The sequence below is a fragment of the Lacisediminihabitans sp. genome (assembly GCF_043726815.1).
GTDB lineage: Bacteria > Actinomycetota > Actinomycetes > Actinomycetales > Microbacteriaceae > Lacisediminihabitans.
Genome location: NZ_JAYSJZ010000111.1, coordinates 1 through 1638 on the forward strand (window position 1 = coordinate 1; position 1638 = coordinate 1638).

1 protein-coding gene is annotated in these 1638 nt (G+C 70.0%); it reads right to left on the bottom strand.

Going from position 1 to position 1638, the window contains the following annotated elements; genetic code table 11:
- Positions 1 to 68: 68 nt before the first annotated feature.
- Positions 69 to 1638 (bottom strand): AAA family ATPase (locus ACHZD8_RS16550; RefSeq protein WP_394771527.1); only part of this gene is annotated, 1570 nt, incomplete at its 5' end.

Genomic DNA, 1638 nt, shown 5'->3' on the forward strand with positions numbered 1-1638 from the left:
TCTCTGAGTTGTGGCCGCTACCTCGAAATCCAGCGTACGCCTCTCCTACGACAGTCGGAAGAGCCGCGTTACAGGCTCGGTGCTGCTGCCGTTGCCGCCATGGGCGTCGGTGACTCCCACTCGGCGTTGTCGGCAGCGAGTTGGTGCGCGTGGACGAGAGCCGCACGCGCTTTGGAGGCGTCACTCTGCTGAGCCGCGGTGGTGGCCGTCGAGCCCAGCGCCGATCCGTCCGCGATCCCGTACCGATCACGGTAGGCGGCAATGAAGCGCGCCTCGCGTCGCCACTCCTGCGCACGCTGCGGGTCGCCCGGCTCGCCGCCGAGTTCGGCCAGCCACGCCGCTCCCCCGCGCACCGCGTCGTCGACCAACGCATTGGCTCGCCGCTCGATGAGCGCTCGGCGCTCGCGCAATGCGGCACGCATGTCGTCCGCCATCGGACCGATGGCAGGCATGATGAGCCCCGCGATGGGTGGCAGAGGCCTGCGGACGCGCCCCTCACCCTGCGATTGGGAGATCGCGCGAGCGACTCGCTCATGGAGCACCGCAGCGATATCGTCCGCGTCGGCAATTCCACGAGCGGCGACAAGTCGTGGCAGCAGCCGGTCCACGTCGTAGCCGTCGGCTTCGGCTCGGCGCAGCTCCGCGCCGAGGGCGCCGAACGCCGTCGACGCGGTCGCCGCATCCGCCTCCCCCGCCGACAGTCCGGATGCGAGCAGGAGTGCCGCCCACCGCTCCTGTTGTGCCGCACCGGCGATGGTCTCGTATTCGGCGGCGAGCTGCGCGATCGAGCCCCAGGCATCCTGCTCAGTGGCGATGGTCTGGTGGGCCGACGGCTCGGCTCCGACGTGCTGGAGCACCCCGCACAGCACCGAGCGCGCGGTCGCCTGGGTCGGATCTCCGGGGTGTCGGTTGCTGTGGTCGTCATCCGGCCGGTTGACCGAAACGTACACGGTGTTGGCCTGCCGCCCGCGCGTCATGGCGACGTAGAGGTTCTCGCGCGTCGTACCCGGCTCGATGAGCGCATGCGCAGTGTCGGTAGTGACTCCTTGGGCGCGGTAGGCGGTGACCGCGTACCCGAGTTCGACGTGCTCGGCGACATATCCAGCGGGGAGCACGATCGCACCACCCCAGCGACGCCTCACGCGGCGAACGGTCATCGCGCCGCCCACTTTCACTGCCGTGACGACCCAGCGGTCGCCGTTGCGCACCCAGTCGCGCCCGGCGCGGAGCGTGCGCTCATTCCGTCGTGTCAACACCACGTCGCCGACTGATGCCGCGGTTCCGTCGTGAAGCGCGACTTCGGCGCTCGCATCGACATCACCGGCCAGCACGAGGTCGGCGCGGGCTCGCTGGTTGAGCGCGGTCACCGCGTCACCGGTCTCGGCGATGAGGATAGAGGCAAGCCCGTCCGCCCGGTCGCGTCGCCAGGCGGCGTAGGCGGCCTCCGCCATCCGCTCCGTCTCCCCGCCGACCAGACGACCGTGGGCTTCGTAGTTGTCAATGGCTGCGGGCTGCCCATGCCGAAGGTCGAGTGATGCAGCCTTCTCCCAGACATGGACGAAGCGGTGCACGTCGGCCAACTCGGGCGCATCCGTGCGACTGGCGACGAGCAGTGCGAATGCCCCGCCCGCGTCGACG